This is a genomic window from Pseudophaeobacter profundi (genome assembly GCF_029697505.1).
GTDB classification, from domain to species: Bacteria; Pseudomonadota; Alphaproteobacteria; order Rhodobacterales; family Rhodobacteraceae; genus Pseudophaeobacter; species Pseudophaeobacter profundi.
Genome location: NZ_JARJEF010000016.1, coordinates 16,217 through 33,800, shown reverse-complemented (window position 1 = coordinate 33,800; position 17,584 = coordinate 16,217). Strand labels below are relative to the sequence as shown.

Annotated in this window: 12 protein-coding genes and 3 tRNA genes; 11 read left to right on the top strand and 4 right to left on the bottom strand. The window is 60.2% G+C overall.

The features are described from left to right. The first annotated feature begins 219 nt into the window (after nt 1-219). The 3 genes from P2081_RS18530 to P2081_RS18520 all read left to right on the top strand — a co-directional run bounded on the left by P2081_RS18530 (nt 220) and on the right by P2081_RS18520 (nt 572). Nucleotides 220-296: transfer RNA gene (locus P2081_RS18530), tRNA-Asp, on the top strand. An 80-nt stretch (nt 297-376) separates the two neighbouring features. After that, nucleotides 377-453: transfer RNA gene (locus tag P2081_RS18525), tRNA-Asp, on the top strand. Nucleotides 454-495: 42 nt separating this feature from the next. Continuing rightward, nucleotides 496-572: transfer RNA gene (locus P2081_RS18520), tRNA-Asp, on the top strand. Nucleotides 573-743: 171 nt separating this feature from the next. Here P2081_RS18520 and P2081_RS18515 read toward each other — a convergent pair. Together P2081_RS18515 and P2081_RS18510 are read right to left on the bottom strand one after the other, a co-directional pair. Further along, nucleotides 744-965, bottom strand: coding sequence for a hypothetical protein (locus P2081_RS18515; protein WP_278924287.1), 222 nt, complete (start codon nt 963-965; stop codon nt 744-746). 196 nt (nt 966-1,161) lie between these two features. Continuing rightward, nucleotides 1,162-2,550 carry a M20/M25/M40 family metallo-hydrolase gene (locus P2081_RS18510; RefSeq protein WP_278924286.1) on the bottom strand — a complete coding sequence of 463 codons (1,389 nt, stop codon included), beginning with the start codon at nt 2,548-2,550 and terminating at the stop codon, nt 1,162-1,164. Nucleotides 2,551-2,973: 423 nt separating this feature from the next. Here P2081_RS18510 and hemA point away from each other — a divergent pair, with 423 nt between their 5' ends. The 3 genes from hemA to ispG all read left to right on the top strand — a co-directional run bounded on the left by hemA (nt 2,974) and on the right by ispG (nt 6,939). Further along, on the top strand, nt 2,974-4,197 hold the full coding sequence (gene hemA, locus P2081_RS18505; RefSeq protein ID WP_278924305.1) for a 5-aminolevulinate synthase: 1,224 nt from the start codon (nt 2,974-2,976) through the stop codon (nt 4,195-4,197). A 131-nt stretch (nt 4,198-4,328) separates the two neighbouring features. Next, complete coding sequence (locus tag P2081_RS18500) at nt 4,329-5,552, top strand: helix-turn-helix domain-containing protein (protein WP_278924285.1); 1,224 nt, start codon at nt 4,329-4,331, stop codon at nt 5,550-5,552. A 256-nt stretch (nt 5,553-5,808) separates the two neighbouring features. After that, entirely contained in the window at nt 5,809-6,939 is a 1,131-nt protein-coding gene (ispG, locus tag P2081_RS18495; RefSeq protein ID WP_278924284.1) for a flavodoxin-dependent (E)-4-hydroxy-3-methylbut-2-enyl-diphosphate synthase, read from the top strand. Between the two features lie 115 nt (nt 6,940-7,054). Here ispG and P2081_RS18490 read toward each other — a convergent pair whose 3' ends face one another. Together P2081_RS18490 and P2081_RS18485 are read right to left on the bottom strand one after the other, a co-directional pair. After that, nucleotides 7,055-7,825 (bottom strand): DsbA family protein, encoded by a 771-nt coding sequence (locus P2081_RS18490; RefSeq protein ID WP_278924283.1) that lies wholly within the window; start codon nt 7,823-7,825, stop codon nt 7,055-7,057. After that, nucleotides 7,822-9,198 (bottom strand): M48 family metalloprotease, encoded by a 1,377-nt coding sequence (locus tag P2081_RS18485; RefSeq protein ID WP_278924282.1) that lies wholly within the window; start codon nt 9,196-9,198, stop codon nt 7,822-7,824. The genes P2081_RS18490 and P2081_RS18485 overlap by 4 nt, the downstream gene beginning before the upstream one ends. Here P2081_RS18485 and P2081_RS18480 point away from each other — a divergent pair. The 5 genes from P2081_RS18480 (at nt 9,197) to P2081_RS18460 (ending at nt 17,574) form a co-directional block, all read left to right on the top strand. Continuing rightward, on the top strand, nt 9,197-10,342 hold the full coding sequence (locus P2081_RS18480; RefSeq protein WP_278924281.1) for a pyridoxal phosphate-dependent aminotransferase: 1,146 nt from the start codon (nt 9,197-9,199) through the stop codon (nt 10,340-10,342). The genes P2081_RS18485 and P2081_RS18480 overlap by 2 nt on opposite strands. A gap of 165 nt (nt 10,343-10,507) precedes the next feature. Further along, the gene (locus P2081_RS18475; protein WP_417701026.1) at nt 10,508-11,707 is read left to right on the top strand and encodes an N-acetylmuramoyl-L-alanine amidase; all 1,200 of its coding nucleotides are present in this window, start codon (nt 10,508-10,510) and stop codon (nt 11,705-11,707) included. 139 nt (nt 11,708-11,846) lie between these two features. Then, on the top strand, nt 11,847-14,351 hold the full coding sequence (locus P2081_RS18470) for a penicillin-binding protein 1A (protein ID WP_278924279.1): 2,505 nt from the start codon (nt 11,847-11,849) through the stop codon (nt 14,349-14,351). Between the two features lie 452 nt (nt 14,352-14,803). Further along, entirely contained in the window at nt 14,804-15,928 is a 1,125-nt protein-coding gene (gene prfB / locus P2081_RS18465) for a peptide chain release factor 2 (protein WP_278924278.1), read from the top strand. Nucleotides 15,929-16,161: 233 nt separating this feature from the next. Continuing rightward, nucleotides 16,162-17,574: an amidase gene (locus P2081_RS18460; RefSeq protein WP_278924277.1), complete on the top strand. Its 1,413-nt coding sequence runs from the start codon at nt 16,162-16,164 to the stop codon at nt 17,572-17,574. Nucleotides 17,575-17,584: the final 10 nt, after the last annotated feature.

Below are 17,584 nucleotides of genomic sequence, written 5' to 3'. Positions count from 1 at the left end.
CGCCGCTGTGCGGGCTGTGCCCGATTCTGGGCTACCGCATCTGAAATGGCGCTGGCGGTCCGGGTGAGCGCAATCGAAGTTATGAAAATCAAATAGTTAGGATGTTTTGGCTATTTTTTTCGACCAAAGCGGAGAAAATGCCAAAACACCGCTTGACGATCCCCGAGTGCTGGGAATATTACAGCCCAACATTCAGCAGCAACGCTGGATGGGCAGCACGCGGTTGTAGCTCAGCTGGTTAGAGTACCGGCCTGTCACGCCGGGGGTCGCGGGTTCGAGCCCCGTCAACCGCGCCACTGCTGCCTGTTTGATTTGAGCATATCAAATCCCGCTCCGGATGGGGAATGTGGCGCAAGCCACAGAAGAAGGAAAATGCGCGGTTGTAGCTCAGCTGGTTAGAGTACCGGCCTGTCACGCCGGGGGTCGCGGGTTCGAGCCCCGTCAACCGCGCCACTTTCCTTGTGCCCTTTGGGTGGCCTGAAAAGGCATAGATGCGCGGTTGTAGCTCAGCTGGTTAGAGTACCGGCCTGTCACGCCGGGGGTCGCGGGTTCGAGCCCCGTCAACCGCGCCACTTTTCACCATATATGATCATATAATTTTCTTGCGGAAAAGCCGCACTGGAAGCGATGCCCACCCTGGGCACGGCATATTCCGGGCGCTGCGCGGCAAAGCCCTAGATGGGCAAACAGCCCCGTGCAGGGGCTGGACAATCTGTTTCACCGCATCAGGGATGCCGCCGGGATCAGGGGGCAGGGGGCGTGGGTTCGGCCTGGGTATCGTGGCGCCAGGCGGTCAATTCTGAGTTGACCCACTCTGTCAGGCGTTCCATGTCTGGTGTCGGCTTTGCTTCCAGGTGGCGCAGCATGACCCGCACCCCGTGTTGATAGCCCGCGCGGTAGCTTTCTTCCGGATCGCTCTGGATTCCTTCAAAACCGGCAGGACGTTTGAATTTGCTATGCGGCATTGTCTGTCTCCATTCGCAAGGGCAGTAATATTCCTGCCCAGTCTCGCAAGATCTGGCTAAGCAAGTCTTAAAGCAGGCTGGGATCTGGGCGAATATCGCACATATTTCCCTGTAGGAGAGGTGCAGAGGCTTTGGTACGACGCAGCCGGGGCGCCTGTGGTAGAGGGGCCGATGTGGCGGCCCCTCCTGATGGTCGTTATTTGCTCAAGGCATCCAGGATGCGCGCCCAGGAACGGGTGCCCTTGTGGAAGCTCTTGAGGTCGTATTTTTCATTGGGCGAATGGATCGCGTCATCCTCGTTGGCATAGCCGACGAGCATCGATTCCATGCCCAGGATCGATTTGAAGAATCCAGCAATCGGGATAGAGCCGCCCATGCCACAGAAGACGGCTTCGCGTTTCCATTCATCGCTGAGCGCACCGCGGGCGGCTTCGAATTCGGGGCGGGAAATATCCATCACCGAGGCACGAGATCCTTCCAGATCGTTGTTCCAGACCACTTTGCAGTCCGGTTTCACCTGGGCTTCGACATGTTTGCGCAACCTGTCGCGCACGGCATCTGGATTCATGTCGCCGACCAGACGGCAGGTGATCTTGCAATGGGCTTCGGATGGGATCACGGTTTTGGAGCCCGCGCCGTTATAGCCGCCCCAGATGCCGTTGATTTCCAGCGTCGGGCGGGCCCATTGCTGTTCAAGGATGGTGTAGTCTTTTTCCCCATGGGCCTGGGTGTAGCCTGCATTGCCCAGGTAATCCTTGGCATCAAAGCCCGAGGCCTCCCATTGGCGCAGCAGTTCGGCTGGCACCTTTTCGACCCCCTCGTAAAAGCCCTCCACTGCAACCGCGCCGCTGTCTTCGTCATAGAAAGAGGCGATGATGCGTGACATTTCCCGCAGGGGGTTCAGGCCGGGTCCGCCGTAATGACCGGAATGCAGGTCGATGCGTGGCCCAACAAGGGTGAATTCATCCTTGACCATGCCGCGCAGCTGCGAGGAAATCGACGGCACCCCGCGCGACACCATCGAGGTGTCGCAGATTAGCGCCAGATCCGCCTTCAGCTCGGCGGCGTGTTCTTTCATGAAGGGCACCAGCGAGGGAGAGCCGCTTTCTTCCTCGCCTTCAAAGAAGAAGGTGATGCGGCAGGGCAGAGAGCCATGGACTGCTTTCCAGGCGCGGCAGGCTTCGACAAAGGTCATCAGCTGCCCCTTGTCATCCGAGGCACCGCGACCGCGAATGACGGTGCCGTTTTCCGTCTCTTCCAGCTGTGGTTCGAAGGGCGGCGTGGTCCACTGGTTCAGCGGGTCAACTGGCTGGACGTCATAGTGGCCATAAAACAGCACATGCGGCGCTTCGGTATTTTCTTCACCGATATGGCCCACCACCATCGGGTGGCCGGGGGTGGGGCGTTTTTGCGCCGGGATGCCGATGCTGTTGAGATCTGCAACCAGCCAATCGGCGGCCTTGTCGCAGTCGGCCTTGAAGGCGGGGTCAGTGGAAATGGATTGGATGCGCAGCAGCTCCAGCAGGCGCTCTGTGGCGGCGTCAAGCTCTGTGTCAATCCGATCAAGCACGTCGTTCAGCGACATTGTTTTCTCCGGCAGTTGGTGGGAATTGAGAAGTGATGCCGGGACCCTAGCAGCCTCAAATGCCGGGGGCCAGATCTGCCAGCCAGATCTGCCAGCCTGTGCGTTTGGCCTGCGCGGGACGTGGCTGCGGCAGCGATAATGACCCCATTGGGTTTCCAATCAGCTGCATTTGGAACTTTTGTCGCAGCGGATTTGCCGGTTTAGGGGGGAAAGCGGGCGCTGAGCTTCTTGCCGGGCGATTGCTATAGGTTTATTTGACCTACATCAAAGTTGTTACGCGTCTTGCGGCCTATCAGCTTGAAGAGACGATACGCATTTGGTACCTATTCACTAATATGAATGAGTTTGCGACCAGCCAACTGCGTTCCAGATACACAGCCAGCGCTGCCGGATCGGCGCCTTGAGATAGCTATGGAGAAGCCGGTGGACTATTCCGCGAAACTTGATGCCGCCATTGATCGCCTTCACGAAGAGGGGCGGTATCGCACCTTTATCGATATCGAGCGCCGAAATGGCCAGTTTCCTCATGCCGTTTGGACCCGCCCGGATGGCAGCAGCCAGGACATCACGGTCTGGTGTGGCAATGACTATCTTGGCATGGGGCAAAACCCCGTCGTGTTGCAGGCGATGCACGACGCCATTGATGCCACCGGGGCAGGCTCTGGTGGGACGCGCAATATTTCTGGGACCACGGTCTATCACAAACGGCTAGAGGCAGAGCTGGCTGACCTGCACGGCAAAGAGGCGTCGCTGTTGTTCACCTCCGCCTATATTGCCAATGATGCCACCCTGTCGACGCTGCCCAAGCTGTTTCCGGGGCTGATCATCTACTCTGATGCGCTGAACCATGCCTCGATGATCGAAGGGGTGCGGCGCAATGGTGGTGACAAACGTGTTTTCCGCCACAACGACGTGGCGCATCTGCGCCAGCTGCTAGAGGCAGACGATCCGGGCGCGCCAAAACTGATCGCCTTTGAATCGGTTTATTCCATGGATGGCGATTTTGGACCAATTCAGGAGATCTGCGATCTGGCGGATGAATTTGGTGCCCTGACCTATATCGACGAAGTGCATGCCGTGGGTTTGTACGGGGCGCGCGGTGGCGGTGTGACTGAACGCGATAATCTGGCCCACCGTATCGACATCATCAACGGCACCCTGGCCAAGGCCTTTGGTGTGATGGGCGGCTATATCGCGGCTTCGAACAAAATGTGCGATGCGATCCGCTCTTATGCGCCGGGCTTTATCTTCACCACCTCTTTGTCGCCTGCGGTTGCAGCCGGGGCAGCGGCATCGGTCGCCTATCTGAAAGAGCACCCCGAGCTGCGCGACGAACACCAGGCATTGGCCAAGGCGCTGAAGCTGCGGCTGAAAGGTCTGGGCCTGCCGATCATCGACCACGGCAGCCATATCGTGCCGGTGATTGTTGGCGATCCTGTGCATACCAAGAAACTCAGCGATATGCTGCTGTCAGAGTTCGGCCTCTACGTGCAGCCGATCAACTACCCAACTGTGCCACGGGGCACCGAACGGCTGCGCTTCACGCCTTCGCCGGTGCATGGGCCAAAAGAAATCGACCACCTGGTCCAGGCAATGGACAGTCTTTGGGCGCATTGTGCGCTGAATCGTGCCGAACTGGCCGGTTAAAGCACAGTTTTGTGTTCAAAGCGGTTGAGTGTGTTATGTCTTACTCAATGAAAAGGTACAGCTGAATCTCGATGTGATTCGGTGAGTGCCCTGAGATGTCGATTGCGGCAGGCTATGATGGGACAGCGGGCATGATGAGGCGCCTCACTTTGCGCAAGTCGAAGGAGCATGAAGAGATTCCTGCTCTGAAGAGCTTCGATGATTATGAGATGCGCCTCGGGGATATGATGCGTGGCGAGCGGGCGACCATGGGGAAATCCCTGCTCGATGTGCAGCGCGAACTCCGCATCAAGGCCTCTTACGTCGCTGCCATTGAAAATTCCGAACCCTCCGTTTTTGATACGCCAGGCTTTATCGCCGGCTATGTGCGTTCTTACGCGCGCTATCTGAACATGGATCCCGAGGTTGCTTTTGAAACGTTTTGCCGCGAAAGCGGCTTTTCTGTTGCGCATGGCATGTCCTCCCAGGCTTCGTCGCGTAAAGCACTGCCCCGTCCGGTCACCACCACCAGCGGTGGTCTGGGCAGTGGTGCCTTTACCACCCCAACCACACCCTTTGCACCGGCGGATGCTGGGGTCTTCAGCCATATTGAACCGCGCGCTATCGGCTCTCTGCTGGTGCTTGTCGGCCTTATCGTCGGTATTGGCTATGGTGGGCTGAGCATCCTGAAAGAAGTGCAGCAGGTGCAATTCGCCCCGGTGGAACAGACGCCGCTGGTTTTGGCAGATGTCGACCCGCTGCAATCCGCGCGCCGTCTTGGCGATGCGATGACGGCGGCAAATGCTGTCAGCGACCCCGCGACCGAGGCCCTGGATCGTTTGTATCGTCCGCAGGCATTGGATGTGCCGGTTCTGACAGCGCGTGATGCCCCCATCGCAACGCTTGATCCGCGCAGCCTGGGTAACTTTGCCGTGCCCGAAGAACTGCCCAGTGTGCTCCTGGCGGATGCCAGCCTGCCAGCCGACGGCCCTGCGGGGGCGGGCGTGCCACAGGTTGTCGAAACCGTCTCTCCTGGGGTTGAAATGGTTGCGGTGCGCCCCTCTTGGGTGCAGGTGACCGTCGCCGATGGCTCGGTCATCTATGAAACAATCATGAACGCCGGTGACAGCTTCACAGTGCCGCTCACCGAAGAGGCGCCAAAGCTGCGCACCGGCGAAAGCGGCGCGATTTACTTTGCCGTCAACGGCAATCACTTTGGCCCGGTGGGCGATCGTGGCCAGGTGAGCAAGAACATCGATCTCTCGGTTGACGGTGTGCTGGATCGGTTTGAAGTGGCTGATCTGGCGGATGTGAAAAACAGCGCCCTGGCCACCATGGTGGCATCATTGCAAACCCAGAAACCTGCCAGCGAATAAATTGCCTTACGGCTGTGCCGACCCCTTATCGGGATTTTGCGCGGGCTTTCGATGCATCGACCCATGTCTTATTGTTGTGATCGCGGGTCCAGGCTGTGCCGTGTTGCCCGCCTGTTGATCTGTTTCATCCAGGGGGGCTTGGTCTTTTCGGCCAAAGAAAGTGCTTTTGCCGGGCTTGCCCGTTGGTCGCCCCATTGCAGCGCCGGGGCGGAGCCCGTATCTAACCGGTAATGAGGATCAACCGGGATCAGTCTGCATGTCGATGAATCACATTCGCCCCTGGCGCAATATCGAGCGCCGCAAAAGTCGCCAGATCCATGTTGGCAACCTGGCCATTGGCGGCGATGCGCCCATCGCGGTGCAGACCATGACCAATACCCTGACCACCGATATTTCCGGCACCATTGCCCAGGTGCAGGCCGCCGCCGAAGCGGGGGCGGATCTGGTTCGGGTTTCTGTCCCGGATGAGGCCTCTTCCAAGGCGCTGAAAGAAATCGTCGCCGAAAGCCCGGTGCCGATCGTGGCTGATATTCACTTTCACTATAAGCGCGGGATTGAGGCGGCCGAAGCCGGGGCTGCCTGTCTGCGGATCAATCCGGGCAATATTGGCGATGAAAAGCGGGTTGCCGAGGTGATCAAGGCGGCGCGCGACCACAACTGCGCCATTCGTATTGGCGTCAATGCCGGATCGCTGGAAAAGCACCTGCTGGAAAAATACGGTGAACCCTGTCCTGCAGCCATGGTCGAAAGCGGCTTGGATCATATCAAGATCCTGGAAGATCACGATTTTCACAACTTCAAAATTTCGGTCAAGGCCTCGGATGTCTTTATGTCTGCCGCTGCCTATCAACAGTTGGCCGAAGCGACGGATGCTCCGATCCATCTAGGCATTACCGAGGCGGGTGGCTTTGTCTCGGGGACGATAAAATCCGCCATTGGCCTGGGTCAGCTGCTTTGGATGGGCATTGGCGATACCCTGCGCGTCAGCCTGTCGGCGGATCCGGTCGAAGAGATCAAGGTTGGCTTTGAGATCCTCAAATCCCTTGGCCTGCGCCATCGTGGCGTCAACATTATCTCTTGCCCGTCCTGTGCGCGCCAGGGGTTTGACGTGATCAAGACGGTCGAAGCGCTGGAAGAGCGGCTGGCCCATATCCACACGCCCCTCAGCCTGTCGATTATTGGCTGTGTTGTGAACGGTCCTGGTGAGGCCCTGATGACGGATGTGGGCTTTACTGGCGGCGGCGCTGGCTCTGGCATGGTTTATCTGGCGGGCAAGGCCAGCCATAAGATGAGCAATGCTGCCATGGTGGACCATATCGTCGAAGAGGTAGAGAAGAAGGCTGCAGCCATCGACGCGCAAGAGGCCGCCCAGGCTGCCGAGGCCTGATTGGTGCCAGCGTAGCGGGGCAGGGGTTTTGCGCCGGTGCCCTACATGAAATCAAAGAATTATACGAAAAGGGCGCCACACCAGCGCCCTTTTGTTTTGTTGATAGAGGTCGCGATCAGCTGTTTTCTTCGCGCTGTTCGTCGACCAGGGCTTTCAGCTGATCGGCCGGCAGGTAGCCGCGCAGCAGCTGGTCGCCCAGAACAAAGGTCGGCGTGCCCGAAATCGCCAGGTTCTGCGCCAGGGCGCGGGTGCGGCGCAGTTCTTCCGTGACGGCCTCGGTATCCATTGCGGCAATAATCGCATCTGCATCCAGCGAGAGCCCGTCGGCCAGACGGCGCAGGGTGACCTCGTTTGGCTCTCCGCCCATCGCGATCAGGGCGTCATGCACCTGTTCATAGGCGTCGTCGCCCGCCACCTGCTTGGCCGCCACCGCAAAGCGCGAGGCAAAGACAGAGGCTTCGCCAAGGATCGGGAATTCCTTGACGATCAGGCGGATGTTGCCATCGGTCTGCAACAGCTTGGCAACCTCGGGGGCGGCCTTGCGGCAATAGCCACAGCGATAATCCATGAATTCAACCAGGGTGATATCGCCCTCGGGGTTGCCACCAACCCAAGAATAGCCGTCATTGTACAGCTCTTCCATATTGGCCGCGACCATGGCTTCGTCGCGGTTGGCCTCTTGCGCGGCCTGCTGTTGTTCCAGCAGGTTGACGGCCTCGATGATGACACCGGGGTTTTCCATCAGATAGGCACGCACCTCTGCGCCAAAGGCCGCGCGTTCATCTTTGGACATGGCACCCAGATCAAAGGCCTGCGCCGGCAGGCTGCCCAGCCCCAGCATCAGGGCGGTTGTGGCCCCAGTGACCCTGCGTGAGAGAGATTTCATCGTCGTTTCCTTTTCTGACTTTGTTCATAGGCCACCAAGACATCCTGGGCCCGCCGCCAGGTGGCAGACCCACGCGGCAAGAGGGCGGTGGCACGTTTGGCGTGCAGGCCTGCATCGTCCAGACGCCCGGCAAGGGCATAGCGTTCGGCGGTTACCACGGCTGCCATTCCGTTTTGACCGGTCTTGGCGTAGGCCTGTGACATATCCCGCAGCAAAAGCGTATTGCGAAAATCCAGATTGCGGGATTTTTCCATCGTCTTCAGGGCCTCGCGCGGCGCTCCGGCGGCGAGTTGCGCCCGCCCATAGCTGGCCAGGAGCAACGCATCTGACGGGACCAGCTGCACCGCCCGTGCCAGGCTATTCTTGGCGGCGTTCCAGTTGCGGTGTTCAAACAGAATCTGCCCCTTGAGATCGTGGTAATAGGCATCATTGGGCCGGATTGCCAAGGCAGCATTGATCGCGCGCAGCGCCTTTGACAGGTTGCGGCGCCTGTGATGGGCGATGGCTTCGCGCATAAGCTGGATGTCTTTATGGCTCTCATCCGTGGCGCGACGCAGGCTCCATTTCGGCGCGCGGGTAAAGCCCGATAGCTTGCCGCGTAGCCGCGCAAACCAATAGTCTGCCTGCGGGTTGGGATGAGGGGCGGCACCAGTGGCGGCAACAAAGGCCTTGGCAGCGCGAATCCGATCCCGGCTAAGCGGGTGCGAGCGCATGTAGGGATCCTGGTGGGCGGCGCTCAGGACCTCTTGTCCGGCAAAGAGCTGGTGTACATCGACCAGACCCTGCGGATTGATCCCGGCTGCTCTTAGATAGCTGGCAGCTGCCCGATCAGCCGAGGATTCTTCAGCGCGGGTATGGGATAAAAACCCCCGCAGTGCAGAGGTTTGACTGCCAATAGCGATTCCCGCTGCGGCCTCGGGAGAACCGCTTGCCGCGGCCAGCGCGGCCAGCGCCAAGCCAAGCCCGGCCGCCGATCCTGCAGAGCGCATGTTCTGCATCCGCCGCGCCAGATGGCCGTTGCTGATATGGGCCGCCTCATGGGCGATCACCGCTTGCAGCATTTCGGGGCTGGTGGATTTGAGGATTAGGCCAGAATGCAAAAAAATCGTCCGGCTGTCCAAGACAAAGGCGTTGAACTGTGAGTCGTTCACCGCCAGCACACGCACCCGTTTTGCATTCAACCCTGCGGCCTGCAGCACAGGCGCGGCCAGTCTCGACAGGCCCTGTTCGATATCCGCATCCCGCAACAAGGTAATAGAGGCCGCCTGCACTGCGGCGGCAGTATACAGCAGGGCACAAAACATCAGGGCCGGGATTGACGCCAGGCGGGAGAAGCGGTCAAAAGTCATGCGCGCACCATGGGAGATGAGCATGCGAAACTCAAGCCGGTCAAACGTTGATCCCTTCATTGTGATGGATGTCATGGAGGCCGCCCGCCAGGCCGAAGAAAAGGGTCGCCACATCATCCACATGGAGGTGGGCCAACCGTCAACCGGTGCGCCAATGGCGGCGCGGCGCGCGCTGGCGGATGCGCTGGAAAACAATGCCTTGGGCTATACCGTGGCGCTGGGGCTACCCGCCCTGCGGCAACGTATCGCGCAGCTTTATGGTGAATGGTACAACGTCGATCTGAACCCAGAGCGGGTGGTGGTAACACCGGGTTCTTCCGGCGCCTTTCTGCTCAGCTTTACCGCGCTGTTTGACAGCGGAGACCGGGTTGGCATTGGCGCGCCGGGCTATCCGTCTTATCGCCAGATCCTCAAGGCGCTGGGGCTGACCCCGGTGGATATTGAAACTGCAGCTGAAAACCGGCTGCAACCGGTGGCCGCCGATCTGGCGGGGCTTGATCTGGCCGGGCTGATGGTTGCGTCGCCCAACAACCCCACCGGCACCATGCTGGACCGTGCAGCCATGGGGGCTCTGATCGAGGCAACGCAGGCCCAGGGGGCTGCGTTCATTTCCGATGAAATCTACCACGGGCTAGAGTATGAGGCCAAGGCGGTCACCGCGCTGGAGCTGACCGACGACTGCTATGTGATCAACTCCTTTTCCAAGTTCTTTGCCATGACTGGCTGGCGCGCCGGCTGGATGGTGGTGCCCGAAGATCACGTGCGGGTGGTCGAGCGGCTGGCGCAGAATATGTTCATCTGTGCGCCGCATGCCAGCCAGGTGGCCGCGCTTGCGGCTTTGGACAGTCAGGATGAGATGCGCGAAAATCTGGCGGTTTATGCGCGTAATCGCCGGTTGATGCTTGAGGGGCTGCCAAAGGCGGGCTTTGACAAGATTGCGCCGCCGGACGGGGCATTTTATGTCTATGCCGATGTGGCGGATCTGACCTCTGATAGCCGCAGCTTTGCGGCGGAAATCCTTGAAAAGGCTGGGGTTGCCGTGACTCCTGGGCTGGACTTTGATCCAGTACGCGGCGCAACGACGCTGCGGTTTTCCTATGCGCGGTCAACCGAAGATATCACGGAAGGGCTGGCGCGGCTGGCCCAGTTCATGGCAACGCGTGGCTGAAATCCGCGTGCGGTGATGTCGGGCGCAGGGATGCTGTGCTTGCGCCAGGTTCTGGCCTAGGGTGCAGCCATGAAACAGAGAAAGCAAAGCATGGGCAAAGTCATAGTGAAGGCATTTTTGATGGCAGCGTTGCTGGCTTGCATGGGGGGGGGCAGCGGTGGGCTGATGATATCGCAGGCCCGCGCGCAGGGGGCCGCTGCCGGGCAAGTCTTTAGCGGTCTGGCCCGTGTCGATCCCGCAGTGTCGCGTATTGCCGATGCGGGAGCTGGGGCTGATATCCGCCTTGGGCTGAGCCAGGGGGTGCCCTATCGGCTGTTCACCCTGGACGGGCCGCCCCGGTTGGTGTTGGATTTTCAAGAGGTCGACTGGACCGGGCTGAAATCTGACGAGCTGCTGTCGGGGGCGCAGATTACCTCGGTCAAGTTTGGCACCTATGTGCCGGGCTGGTCGCGCATGGTGCTGGCCCTGTCTGGGCCGATGGCGGTAGAGGCGGCGGCGCTTGCGGTGGATCCGGTGACATCGGCGGCGGTGCTGGATATTTCGCTGGCGCCAAGCGATGCAGAAGATTTTGCCAGAGTATCAGGGGCGCCACATGATGCACGCTGGGATCTTCCGGTGCCGCAGGCCTTGGATATTGTCCCGCAACGAGATGAAAACGCCCCCCTTTTGGTGGTTCTTGATCCCGGTCATGGCGGCATTGATCCCGGTGCCGAGGCGGCAGGCGGGATTATGGAAAAGGATCTGATGCTGCAATTCGCGCTGGAGCTGGGCGAGGTTCTGGTCCGATCCGGTCAATTTGCGGTGCAGGTCACCCGCGATGGCGATTACTTTGTCTCGCTAGAGCGGCGCACGGCGCTGGCCCATCAGGCCGGGGCAGATTTGTTTATTTCGTTGCATGCGGATTCCCTGACCCAAGGCCACGCGCAGGGCACAACCGTTTATACTCTGTCAGCCGAGGCAACGGATGCAGCCTCGGCAAGCCTGGCCGAACGCCATGACCGGGCCGATCTGCTGTCGGGCACCGATCTGAGCCATACCGATGACAAGGTAACCGGGGTGATGCTGGATCTGGCCCGGCAGGAAACCCAGCCGCGCAGCATTGCCTTGGCGCAGGCGCTGGTGGCCGGGTTGCAGGCGCAGGGTGGTCCTCTCAACCGCAAACCACAGCGCTCGGCCGGCTTTTCGGTATTGAAATCGGCAGATATCCCATCGGTTCTGGTTGAAATCGGCTTTCTGTCCAGCGACCGCGACCTGGCCAACCTGCAAAACCCCGCCTGGCGCCGCCAGACTGCGGCGGCAATGTTGAAGGGGTTGATCGATTGGCGTATCCGGGATGACGCGCAGCGCGCCCTGGTCCGGCAATAGCCGCAGCAGTCTAGATATGATCCGCGGGGCGTCTGAGGCGGTTTTTCCCCCTTCTATGGCATTTTTCCGCTGTTTGTGCTTTTGACCCCACGCCCCCGGGCTCCTATATAGGCGACACCTCGCGAGAAAGGCCGCATCCGTGCTCAGGTTTATACTATCCTTCTTTGGATCCATCTTTAGTACCATCACCCTTGGCATTGCCATGGTGGCGCTGACCCTTGGGGCGGTATTCTGGATCTATGGTCGCGACCTGCCCAGCCATGAATCCCTGTCGCAGTACCAACCGCCCACCATCAGCCGGATCTATTCGGGCGAGGGGAGGATGATTGACGAATTTGCCAAGGAACGGCGCCTTTTCACCCCGTCAGAGGATATTCCCGATCTGGTGAAGCAGGCCTTTATTTCCGCCGAGGACAAGAATTTCTATAGCCACCATGGCTATGACGCCCGCGGTATCGCCGCCGCCGCCTTCGAGGCGGTACGCTCGCGCGGGGATAATGTGCGCGGGGCCTCGACTATTACCCAGCAGGTGATGAAAAACTTCCTGTTGTCCGGCGACCGCCGTGCCGCGCGCAAGATCAAGGAGATCATCCTGGCCACTCGGCTGGAGGAGACGCTCGACAAGGAACGGATTCTGGAACTCTATTTGAACGAGATTTTCCTGGGACAGAATTCCTACGGTGTGACGGCTGCGGCGCAGACCTATTTCAACAAAACCCTGGGCGAGCTGGCCCCACATGAGGCGGCGGCGCTGGCCTCTATGCCCAAGGCGCCGTCGGATTATCACCCGGTCCGCCAGAGGGAGCGTCTGCTGGCGCGCCGCAACTATGTGCTGCGCGAGATGCGCGAGAACGGCTACATCTCTCAGGCGGTGTATGACGTTGAAGTCGAACAGCCGCTGCGTTCAGTGCAGAATGGCGATTTCCCCAGTTTCCGCACCACATTGCCGCCGCGCGATTATTTCTCGGATGAGATTCGCCGCCAGTTGTCGGAAAACTTTGGCGAGGGAGAATTCTTCACCGGTGGCCTGTCTGTGCGGGCCACTATTGATGCCGAGATGCAGACCGAAGCGGCAGATGCGCTGCGCACCGGCCTGCAAAAATACGACCGCTCACGCGGTGTCTGGATTGGCACTGGTGTGACCCTGGAAGAGGCAGACCTGGCGGATGAAGCCAGCTGGCGCGCGGCGCTGTTGTCGGCAGAGGTTCCACGCGACATCACCCTTGGCGGCAAATGGCTGCCAGCGGTTGCGCTGGAGGTGGGCGACAAGGCCCTGGTGGTTGGCGTCGAAGGCGAAGAGGGCACCGGTGAGGTGCCGCGCGATGATATCAAGTGGATGAAGGGCAGCTTCAAGGACAATATCAGCCGCGGCGATGTGGTACTGGTGCGCGCCGTGCGTGGCGAAGACGGCAGCCTGAAACACTGGTCCCTGCGGCAGGTGCCAGAGGTGCAGGGCGGCTTTGTCGCCATGGATGTCAACACTGGCCGGGTTCTGGCGATGCAGGGCGGGTTTTCCTACCAGCATTCGGTGTTCAACCGCGCCACCCAGGCGCAGCGACAGCCGGGGTCCAGTTTCAAACCCTTTGTCTATGCGGCGGCACTGGACAGCGGCTATAGCCCGGCGACCATCGTTGTGGATGCCCCGATCGAGATCAACACCCCGCAGGGCCTGTGGCGCCCCAAGAACTCTTCCAACAAGTTTTATGGCCCTACACCGCTGCGCACCGGGATTGAGCGAAGCAGGAACCTGATGACCATTCGTCTGGCACAAGAGGTTGGCATGCCGGTGGTCGCGGGCTACGCGGAACGCTTTGGCGTCTATGATGATATGGGGCCTTTCCTTGCCAACTCGCTGGGGGCGGAAGAGACCACCTTGTATAAAATGGTGGCGGCCTATGCGATGTTTGCCAATGGCGGCGAGCGGGTGCAGCCGACCCTGGTGGACCGGGTGCAAGACCGTTATGGCCGCACCATCTATCGCCATGATGATCGCGACTGCGTCGATTGTTCCGCCCCCGGCCTGGCAGCGGGGCAGGCACCACGTATTGTCACCAATCGCGAACGGGTGATGGACCCGATCACAGCCTATCAGCTCAGCTCTATGATGAAGGGGGTGGTGGATCGCGGCACGGCCTCTAGCGTGATCGACCTGCCGGTGCCAACGGCGGGCAAGACTGGCACCACCAATGATTCCCGCGATGTCTGGTTTGTTGGCTTTACCTCCAATATCGTCGCCGGCTGCTATATGGGTTTTGACCAGCCACGGCCGATGGGCCGCGGTGCCTATGGTGGCACCATGTGTGGCCCGGTTTTCCAGCAATTCATGGAGGTCGCGACTGAGAAATTTGGCGGTGGCCCGTTTGAGGTGCCTGAGGGCGGTCATTTCATCAAGATCGACCGCTACACAGGCGCACGTCTGCCCGACAGCGCCTCTGGTGCCTATGTGGTGGCAGAGTATTTCCGCGATGGCGCCGAGCCGATCTTTGGTCTCGCCTTTGATGGTGGTTTTGCGATGGGATCGGATCTGCCGCTGCTGGAAGAGGTGCAACAGTCTGGCCGTCAGGTCACCACCTCAAGCGGTGGCACTGCGGTGCTGGGCCCCAAGGCCACCTTTGGTACCATCACGTCGGGCGGGCAGTACTAAGGGCAGGGGACAAGCCATCCTGCCTGCGCCCGCCTGCGGCGTGCGACGTTTTCATGCCTCCGGCGGAGGTATTTCTGGTAAGATGAAAGCGGTAGGTGCAGGCTGCGTTGGGCCGTACGGCATAAGGCCTGTATCTGTGTTGCCTCGCGCTGCGGCGAGGCAGGCTGTCCTTGTCAGAGCTGGCGATCAGCGATGTTCCCATCCTGACAAGGGCGCGAATCATTGCCGTTGCTGCCACTTCGAAAGCCGCTTTTTCCAGAAAGGCCAGTCGGCTTGCCATCCGTCATGTTGGGGTGTCACTATTGGTAAGCTTGCAAAGCCAGCTGTCGGGTTTTGCGAGGCCATGACGCCGGGGGCGGTTTGAATTCCCTGGGCCGGGGGCGGTGCGCTGCTTGCCCGCAGGGGCCGCGTGGTCTATCACCCTTGCTTGATACGTAGTTCAAGGACATGACATGCGCGCTGAAACCCAAAACACCGTGGCCGAGATCGAGAAGTCGCTGGAGCTTCTGGCTCAGCGTCTGAATTGGGAAACGGCCGAATATCGCCTGGAGGAGTTCAACGCGCGGGTCGAAGACCCCAATCTGTGGGATGATGCCGAGGCGGCGCAGAAACTGATGCGCGAGCGGCAGAACCTGGTCGATGCCATTGATACCTATAAGGGCATCAAACAGGATCTGGCGGACAATATCGAGTTGATCGAACTGGGGGAGATGGAAGAGGACGGCGAGGTCATCGCGGATGCCGAAGAGGCGCTGAAGGCGCTGAAGGAGACGGCGGCGGAGAAAGAGCTTGAGGCCCTGCTGGACGGTGAGGCTGACAGTAATGACACCTTCCTTGAGATCAATTCTGGTGCCGGTGGTACTGAGAGCTGCGACTGGGCCTCTATGCTGGCGCGGATGTATGTGCGCTGGGCTGAGAAAAAGGGCTATAAGGTTGAGCTGCAATCGGAGAGCGCGGGCGAAGAAGCGGGTATAAAATCAGCGGCTTACAAGATTTCTGGCCATAATGCCTATGGTTGGCTGAAATCTGAAAGCGGCGTGCATCGCTTGGTGCGTATCTCGCCCTATGACTCGGCTGCGAAGCGTCATACCTCGTTCAGCTCTGTCTGGGTGTATCCGGTGGTGGATGACAATATCGACATCGAAGTGAACCCGGCGGATATCCGTGTTGATACCTATCGTTCCTCTGGTGCGGGGGGGCAGCACGTAAACACCACCGATTCTGCGGTGCGGATCACCCACCACCCCACCGGGATTGTGGTGACCTCGTCGGAAAAATCGCAGCATCAGAACCGTGATATTGCCATGAAGGCACTGAAATCGCGGCTGTACCAGCAAGAGCTGGACCGGCGTAACGCTGCCATCAACGAAGCGCATGAAAACAAGGGCGATGCAGGCTGGGGCAGCCAGATCCGGTCTTATGTCTTGCAGCCCTATCAGATGGTCAAAGATCTGCGCACCAACCATGAAACCTCGGACACCAAGGGGGTGCTGGATGGTGATCTGGATGGCTTCATGGCGGCAACCCTGGCGTTGAACGTGGCCGGCAAGAGCCGTTCTGAAGCGCAGGGCGACTAGCGCCAAGCGGGCGCAGTGTGACGCCGGGGTTTGCCCCGGTACAGCTTTGGGGACGACCTGGCGGGCGTGAGGAAACTCTTGCGCCCGTTTTTATCTGCCTCGGGCGCGTCGTCAGCTCGGCGGCGCATCACACTGATTTTTAGTGAAAATGAAAGCTGCAGCGCGGGTGCGGCTTTTCAGGCGTGCCTTTGCCCGCTAGGCTGATTTTCAAATAAGTCAGGAGCAGGACTGCAATGTACGACCCCTATGGATCCGCGCAAGAATTGGTGCAGCAACTCAATACTGGTGCCCTGAGCGCAGTAGAGGTGATGCAGGCGACACTGGATCGGATCGACGCGCTGAACCCCGCCCTGAACGCCGTTGTTGCCCTGCGCCCGCGCGCTGAACTGATGGCCGAGGCTGCAGCTGCGGATCAGAAGGCCGAGCGCGGCGCGCTGCACGGGCTGCCCCTGGCAATCAAGGATCTGGCCAATGTGCGGGGCATTGCCTCGACCCAGGGGTCGCCGTTGTTCAAGGATTTCATCCCTGATGCGGATGAGCTGTTCGTGGCGCGGCTGCGGGCTGCGGGGGCGATTATGATCGGCAAGACGAATACGCCGGAATTTGGCCTGGGTTCGCAGACCTTCAACCCGGTCTATGGTGCCACCGGCAATCCCTATGATCCGGCGCGCAGCTGTGGCGGATCGTCGGGCGGTGCGGCGGTGGCGTTGGCAGCCGGGCTGGTGGCGCTGGCGGATGGATCTGACATGATGGGCAGCCTGCGCAATCCGGCGGGCTGGTGCAATGTCTACGGGTTTCGCCCGACCTGGGGCTGGATCCCGGCAGAGCCGCAGGGCGATCTGTTTTTACACCCGTTGTCCACCGTGGGGCCGATGGCGCGCAGTCCGCAGGACATTGCCCTGTTGCTGGATGTGATGGCGGGGCCGGATCCGCGCCAACCGCAGGCGCGGGGCAGTTCTGCCACCCTGCCGCTGCCGGATGCCAAGCCGCAGCGCATTGGCTGGCTGGGCGATTGGGGCGGTGCCTTCCCGATGGAGGCAGGCATCCTGTCGACCTGTAGCGCCGCGTTGGAGGATCTGAGAGCATTGGGTCACCGGGTTGAACCCGTGGCGCCGCCCTTTCCGGCAGAGCAAATCTGGCAGTCCTGGATCACCCTGCGCTCTTTTGCGGTGGCAGCGGGGCTACGCCTGTTCGATGACCAGCAGCGCGCAGCGCTGAAAGACACCGCCATATGGGAGCTGGAGCGCGGCCTTGCCTTCAGTGCTCAGCAGATCCAGGCGGCCTCTGATATTCGATCCAATTGGCAGCGCCGGGCGAGCGAGCTGTTTCAAGACTTTGATGCGCTGGTGCTGCCCACGGCACAGTGCTGGCCCTTTGCGCTGACCCAGGATTACCCGCGCGAGGTCGCAGGCACAGAGATGGACAGCTATCATCGCTGGATGCAGGTGGTCACCCCGGTCAGCCTTCTGGGGCTGCCCTGCCTGGCGGTGCCTGCCGGCTTTGGTGCGGCTGGGTTGCCAATGGGGCTGCAAATCTTTGCGCGCCAGGGGCAGGATCGCCAGTTGCTGGCGCTGGGCCAAGCCTATCATCAGGCAACCGGCTGGCCACAAAAGTCGCCACCACCAGGATCTGCGCCGAACAGTTGATGCGGCCAAA